The sequence below is a fragment of the bacterium genome (assembly GCA_035308905.1).
GTDB lineage: Bacteria > Sysuimicrobiota > Sysuimicrobiia > Sysuimicrobiales > Segetimicrobiaceae > DASSJF01.
On record DATGFS010000050.1, the window covers coordinates 112,079 to 118,491 of the forward strand.

The following is a 6,413-nucleotide window of genomic DNA, read 5'->3' on the forward strand; positions in this document are numbered from 1 at the left end:
CGCTCTAGCGCAGCAGCCTCGAGCGCCTCCGGTCCGCGTATACCCGGCCCTCGGCCTGGCAGACGGGACAGTAATACGTTTCCCGGTCCTCGTAGTAGATCACGGCGATGCGGGTCCCGCATCGCGGACAGGGCTCGCCGCCCTTCCGGTGCACCGCGAGACCCTCGAGCGGCTCTTTCATCGGCAGCCCGCCGGCGGCGCCTCTCTGGCTCGCGCCGCAGGCCCAGCTCCGGTGGACGTCGATGCCGCGTTCGAGGGTCGAGGGGATCGCGTGGTGGAGCCGGCGCACCTCGTCCTCGTCGAGGGCGGTCGTCATCGCCTGCGGCGAGAGACGCGCCGCCCACAGAATCTCGTCCGCGTACGTGTTGCCGATCCCCACGACGTACCGTTGGGTCACAAGAAAAGCTTTGAGGCGCATCCGCGCGCCCCGCAGCGCCCGCGCAAGCGCGGCGGGGGTGAATTCGGGAGAGAAGGGTTCGATCCCGAGCCCGGCAAGGGGCTCGGCGGTGTCCAGGCGGTCCGCCGGAAACACCCACACCGAGGCGGCCTTCTTCGGGCCCATCTCGATCATGTGGATGTCCGGCCCGCGGTCGAGCGCCAGCACGAGCGCGAGGTCCCGGGCGGTGCGCCCCGTTCCGCGCGGGACGGCGCGGAGCCGGCCGTTGCGCCGGAGATGGATCACGAGCACGAGGCCGCCGGTGAAGTCGAGCAGCAGGAGCTTGGCGCGCCGGCGCACGTCGGTGATCTGCCGGCCGCGCAGATCGGCGATCGACGGTTCGACCGTCTTCAGCACCGACACCCCGCGGACGACGACGTCCTCGACGGTCCGGCCGGCCACGAGCGGCGCGAGGTTCTCCGCGACGACGGTGACGAACGGAAGCTCAGGCATCGGTCGGCATGCGCGTCGTGGAGCGCGGCCCGGCCCGCATTACGTCACCGGCCGGGCCGCCCGAACGACGATGAGATGGTCCTCCGCGGTATCGGAGGCCGGGATCACCCGAACGACGACGTCGTCTATCACCCCGTCCCACGCGGCGAGCGCAGGCGGCACCGCGCGCGGATCGTCGACCGCGATGCACGTCTCCATCGGCGCGACCCCCATACGCTTGAAGCTCGCCGCGTATGCGGGAATCGCCCCGTACCGCTTGGCCTCCGCCGCGAGGCGTTCGCGTGCCGCGCGGCCGATCGCGACCCGGACGTAGGCCGCCAGGCGCGGCGCGGGGCGCCGCGCCTCGGCGGCCCCGGCGCGCACCCAGTCCGCGGAACGCCGGGCGTGGGCCGGCGTCAGCCAGTTGAGCAGCACGCCGTCGAACGCCTCGCCGGCCAGCCGGCACATCTTCGGCCCGAGCGCCGCGGCGTACACGCGGCACGAGAGCGCTCCGCGAAGCGCCGCCACTCCCTCCCGCATCCGGCGCAGCGCCTCCGGATTCGCCGCGCCGATGCCGAGCAGCAGCCGGTCGATCGGCAGGGCGTTCGTCTGCACCCCGTCGATGATGCTCTTCGGTCCCCGATTGTGCAGCGGGATAACGCCGACCCCCAGGTCGAGACGGCGGGTTTCGCCGGCGGCCGCGGCGAGCGCGGCCAGGCCGTCGATCGTCGGCGGATGGTTCACCCAGAATGACCCATAGCCGAGCGCCTCGGTCTCGCGCGCCGTGGGGCGAATGACGTCCGCCGGAATGCCGGCGAATACCGCGACTCCCCGGCCCATCATCGCCTCCTCCGTGGCGCGTCGAGGGCGGGCGCCCTCCAGATCACCGCGTCCTCACTGGTCGAGGAACAGCCGGTCGATCACCACACGCAGGCCTTCCTGCTCCGGCGGCGGACACGTCCACGCCGCCGCGGCGATCACGTCCGGCGGGCTCGTCTCCACCGCCACCCCGAGCCCGGCGGTCCGGATCATCGCGAGATCGTTATGCGCGTCGCCGACCGCGACCGTCTCGCCGACCGCCACCCCGAGCGCCGCCGCCAGCACCGGCAGCGCGCGCCCTTTGTCGTTGCCTACGGGCAGAATCTCGAGGTAGTCCTTTTGGGAGAACACGCGGTTGACCGCCACCGGCAGCGCCCCCAACGCGTCGCCCATCGCCTTGAGATCCGACGGGTCGCCGACGATCAGCATCTTCAACGGATCCTCGTCGGGCGATGCGTCGAGGAGCGCCTGGAAACTGGGGGTCTCCTCAATGACGAGCGGCCGGTCCCGATGCTCGTACAACTTGGTCAGCGGCGTGCTCCGCTCCGCGTACACCTGCCCGTGGAGGAAGAGCAAGGGCGAGGTGTCCGGGAACCGCCGCAGCACGGGCAGCACCGCCCGGGCCACCGCCTGCGGCAGCGCCGTCCGCGCCAGGACGCGGTCGGCGGCGAAGTCGTAGACCAGCCCGCCGTTGTAGATGATCACCGGCGAATCGGCGCCGACGGCCTCCACGAAGGGCCGCGTGGCCTGCCAGGGACGGCCGGTCGCGAGGCACACCTTGATGCCGCGCGCCTGCGCGCGGTGGATCGCGTCGATCACGCCCGGCGGCACCACCTTGCTTTCCGGGACGAGCGTGCCGTCGACGTCGGTGACGAGCAGCCGGTAGCGGCGACGCCGGCGCATGCCGTCGGCTGGTCCCGCGGACGCGGGGCTCAGATCCGGACCATCACTTTGCCGTCTTGACGTTTGCTCGCGCGCAGCACGGCGTCCCGCGCCTCGGCGAGCGGGAACCGGCTCGTGATGATCGGCCGGAGGTCGATCCGCCCCGACGCCATGAGCCGGATCACGTTCTGGAAGGTCCCGTACCCGGAGTGGCCCTGCGCCCCGAAGACCTGCGCGGCGTGCGTCTGCAGATGCTCGAGGTACATCGGCGCGCGCTCGGCCGCCCGGCCGATGATGATGATCCGGCCGCCGATCGCGAGCGCCGCCTCCATCTCCGGAACGGTCCGCGTCGGCGCGCCCGCGGCTTCTACCATCATATCCGCCCCGCGGCCCTTGCTCGCCTCGAGGATCACCGCGTGCGGGCTCGAGCCGGCCTTCTCCAGATCCACCGGGCTGTGCACCTCGTCCGCGCCGACCTTCCGCGCAAGCGCCTGGCGCATCGCGCTGACCTCGAAGGCGATCACGCGGCTCGCCCCCGCGGCGCGCGCCAGCGCGATCGCGGCGAAGCCGATCGGGCCGGTCCCAAACACCGCGACGATGCCGCCGGGCTTGAACCCCTCGCCGCGCACGAACATGCCGTTGTAGGCCACGCTGGTCGGCTCGCACAACGCGCCGGCCTCGGAAGCGGCCTCCTCGCCGCCGTACGCCTCCGCGAGCGCGGTGAGCGGCCAGCAGTACTTGGCGCCGACGACGAGCTGATCCGCCATCGCGCCGTTGATCGTGAAGCCGATCTCCTCGAGGTTCTCGCACTGGTTCGGCCAGCCGTTGCGGCACGGGATGCAGTGGCCGCACCAGATCATTTCCTCGACCGTCACGAGGTCGCCCACGCGGAGATCCTTGACCTCGGCGCCGGCCTCGACGACCTGGCCGCTGAACTCGTGGCCGATGACGACGGGGAATTTCGTCAGGCCGGGATACAGAATGTAGCCGTCCTTGTCGGTTTCCAGGAAGTGCACGTCGGATCCGCAGACGCCGCACGCGCGGGGACGAAGGCGCACGTCCTGCGGCCCGAGCTTCGGTTCGACGACGTCCACCAATCCCAACTTGGGATGCCGCCATATGCTCGACCCGGTCACGGCCTTGCGCGTCCGTTCCTCGAAGTCCGAAACCCGATAGTCGGGCTTGGGCGCCCACTCGGCGGCAAATTGAAGTCCCTTCACCGGACACCGATCCTCTCTGCGGTCAGCGCGTTTTGAGCAGTTCGTCGTCGGAACGGAGCTTCAAGAAGCGGGAGCAGGCCTATAAGCCGGGTTCTGTCGAGGGCGGCCATCTCTCTAGGACGCCGGTTACCCGGCACCTCCAGCAGTCTACCCGGGGATCGGCGGGCCGCCTCATTTCCCCCTACGTGACCTTGCTCCGGGTGGGGTTTGCCGAGCCGGCCGGTCGCCCGGCCGCTGGTGCGCTCTTACCGCACCCTTGCACCCTTACCGCCGTGCGAATCACTTCGCGCGGCGGCGGTATGTTTCTGTGGCACTATCCTCGGGGTCGCCCCCACTGGGCGTTACCCAGCACCCTGCCCTATGGAGCCCGGACTTTCCTCGAGCGGTTGTCTGCTCGCGGCCACCTGGCCTGCTCCCGCTCAATGGTATCACGCTGTGATTAAGCGTTCAACGGGCCGGTCTTGATCAACCAGGCTAGTTCTTCGCGTCGAGCGCGCGGTTGGCGAGGCCGTCGGCGCCGGAGTTGCGCGTACGCGGCACGTGGAAGATGTGGACGTGGTCGAAGCGCCTGAGGCGCGCCAGCGCCTCGCGGTAGAGCGGGATCAGTGTCTCGTTGCGGACCTTGTATTTCCCCTGGATCTGCCGCACGAGCAGCTCGCTGTCGCTCTGGATGTGCACGGTGGCGGCGCCGAGGGAGGCGGCTTCCTCGAGCCCGCGGAGCAGCGCCTTGTACTCGGCGACGTTATTGGTGGCGACCCCGATCCGCTCGGCGATTTCACGGACGATCGAATGGTCGGCCCGCACCAAGACCCCGATCGCCGCGTCGCCCGGATTGCCGCGCGATGCGCCGTCGATGCAGAGGGTGACCGTGGAGAGCCGGCCCTGTCCGTCGCCGTGCGGCGCCGCCTTCACCGCGCGCGACGGCGCGGCGGCCGCCCCTTCCGGCTTCAATTTCCTCGTGGCCCGCCGTGGAGTCGGCCGGCTTGAATTACGTGGTTGCCGGCTGCTGGTCGGCCGGCGTGGGCGGGCCGTCAACGCGGACCGTCGAGGTAGAGAATCCGGTGGCACCGTTCGCAGGTGACGACGTCACCGCCTCGGACGCGTGAGACGAACCGCGCCGGCACGTCGTTGCGACAGCCGCCGCAGAATCCGCCCACGATCGCCACCATCCCGACGCCGCCCTCCTGGGCCGCGATGCCCTCGTACTTCTTGAGCAGCCGCGGCTCGACCGCCGCCGCCAGCCCGGCGCGCTCGGCCTCCCGAGCGGCGATCTCCGCGTCGATCCGGCCACGCTCGCGTTCGTAGGCCGCGAGGTGCGCCGCCAGACGCTCCTCGAGCGCGCGCCCCGCGGCCTGCCGTTCCGCCGCCTCGCGCTTGAGGGCCTCGACCTCGTCGAACAGTCCGAGGATGCGGTCTTCGAGATGGTCGCGGGTCCGGGCGAGCCCGGCGAGCTCCTCCTCGAGGCCGGCAAGCTCTTTCGGATTCGAGACGCGGCCGCCGTACAGGTCGCCCTCGGCCTTCTTTTTTTTGATGTCCGCGGTCGCCAGCTGCAGCTCCTGGTCGCGGAGCGTCGCCTGCGCCGCGTGCAGCCGTGCCGCGGCGTCCTCGGCCGCGTGCCGCGCCACCTCGGTCTCCTCGCGCAGCGCCGTGCCGTCGTCGAGCGCGGTCCGCTCGGTCCGCAGCCCGGCCAGCTGCAGATCGATCTGCTGCACCGCCCAGAGCGCGGCCAGGGCCGCGAGTCCGTCTGCGGCCTCGACGGGGTTCACGCCGGGGGTGGACTCCGCGGCGGTCATCGCAGCGTCACAAGGTAGATGCCGTGGCGGCCGTCGTCCGTCTCGGCGACGAAGGCGACGCCGCGGCGGCCGTTGATGACGGGCTGGCTGAACGCGGTGAACCGGCCGCCGCCCGGGGCGGCCTCACCCTCTCGAGCGATTACCGCCACGCCCGACCGCCGGGCGAGGTAGATCGTGTGCGGGTACACGTCGGGGAACCGCACGATGCCCGGCTCGAAGACGACATCCTCCGAATTGTTCATCAGGGCGTTCGTAAAGGTGGGGAACGGCACGCCGTCCTCCGCGGTCTCCCCCACGCGCGCGAGGGTCACGAGCGCGGCGCGGCCGGTCGTGTACAGCGCCTCGCGGACGGCGCTGCGCGCGGTCCGTCCCACGAAGCCGACCGTCCCGGCGTCGGTCAGGCTCACGAACCCGAACTCGGTGAACGGCCCGCCGACCGGCGCGGTATCGTCGGTCGTCACCACGGGCGCGATGCGGCCCTCGCTCAACACGTAGACCCCCTGGGTCGAATGTTCGGTCGTCGCAGCCACGAACGCGATCTGGCCGCGGTTGTTCAGCGCCGGACTGCCGTCGAGGAAAAACTCGAACAGGCCGCCGGTGGGCGCGGGCCATCCGCCCATCACCGCCGTCGTCATGATGCCTTCGCTGCTCGTGAAGATCCCTTCCTGCCCGGTGCCGTTCGTGCGTCCGACGAACGCGATCGTCTCGCGGTCGTTGATCGTCGGGTTGGCGAAGTCGGTGAACACGCCGCCCGCCGGCGCGGACTGGCCCGTGACCGCAATCGGCACGGCCTCCCCGTTTCGCGCCGCGTAGATCCCGAGGCGCGCCGCC

Annotated in this window: 7 protein-coding genes and 1 other RNA gene; all 8 read right to left on the reverse strand. The window is 71.1% G+C overall.

Features of this window, described 5'->3' with window-relative positions; all coding sequences use genetic code 11:
• Positions 1–4: 4 nt before the first annotated feature.
• Positions 5–889, reverse strand: coding sequence for a DNA-formamidopyrimidine glycosylase family protein (locus tag VKT83_15940; protein HLY23958.1), 885 nt, complete (start codon positions 887–889; stop codon positions 5–7).
• 39 nt (positions 890–928) lie between these two features.
• Complete coding sequence (locus VKT83_15945) at positions 929–1,711, reverse strand: LLM class flavin-dependent oxidoreductase (GenBank protein ID HLY23959.1); 783 nt, start codon at positions 1,709–1,711, stop codon at positions 929–931.
• 51 nt (positions 1,712–1,762) lie between these two features.
• Positions 1,763–2,590: a Cof-type HAD-IIB family hydrolase gene (locus VKT83_15950; GenBank protein HLY23960.1), complete on the reverse strand. Its 828-nt coding sequence runs from the start codon at positions 2,588–2,590 to the stop codon at positions 1,763–1,765.
• A 29-nt stretch (positions 2,591–2,619) separates the two neighbouring features.
• Complete coding sequence (gene iolM, locus VKT83_15955) at positions 2,620–3,789, reverse strand: scyllo-inosose 3-dehydrogenase (GenBank protein ID HLY23961.1); 1,170 nt, start codon at positions 3,787–3,789, stop codon at positions 2,620–2,622.
• A gap of 66 nt (positions 3,790–3,855) precedes the next feature.
• Positions 3,856–4,205: RNase P RNA component class A (gene rnpB, locus VKT83_15960), an RNA gene on the reverse strand.
• A 58-nt stretch (positions 4,206–4,263) separates the two neighbouring features.
• A complete protein-coding gene (locus tag VKT83_15965; protein ID HLY23962.1) occupies positions 4,264–4,740 on the reverse strand; it encodes a ribonuclease HI family protein in 477 nt (158 codons plus the stop codon).
• 80 nt (positions 4,741–4,820) lie between these two features.
• On the reverse strand, positions 4,821–5,582 hold the full coding sequence (locus VKT83_15970; GenBank protein HLY23963.1) for a C4-type zinc ribbon domain-containing protein: 762 nt from the start codon (positions 5,580–5,582) through the stop codon (positions 4,821–4,823).
• Positions 5,579–6,413, reverse strand: an 835-nt coding sequence (locus tag VKT83_15975; GenBank protein HLY23964.1) for a choice-of-anchor tandem repeat NxxGxxAF-containing protein, incomplete at its 5' end; no start/stop codon positions are given. The genes VKT83_15970 and VKT83_15975, both read right to left, overlap by 4 nt.

Bases quoted from the DNA above. Each gene is read 5' to 3' on its own strand.
- VKT83_15950 (HLY23960.1), bottom strand. From the start codon at position 2,590: ATGCGCCGGCGTCGCCGCTACCGGCTGCTCGTCACCGACGTCGACGGC.
- VKT83_15945 (HLY23959.1), bottom strand. From the start codon at position 1,711: ATGATGGGCCGGGGAGTCGCGGTATTCGCCGGCATTCCGGCGGACGTC.
- VKT83_15940 (HLY23958.1), bottom strand. From the start codon at position 889: ATGCCTGAGCTTCCGTTCGTCACCGTCGTCGCGGAGAACCTCGCGCCG.
- VKT83_15970 (HLY23963.1), bottom strand. From the start codon at position 5,582: ATGACCGCCGCGGAGTCCACCCCCGGCGTGAACCCCGTCGAGGCCGCA.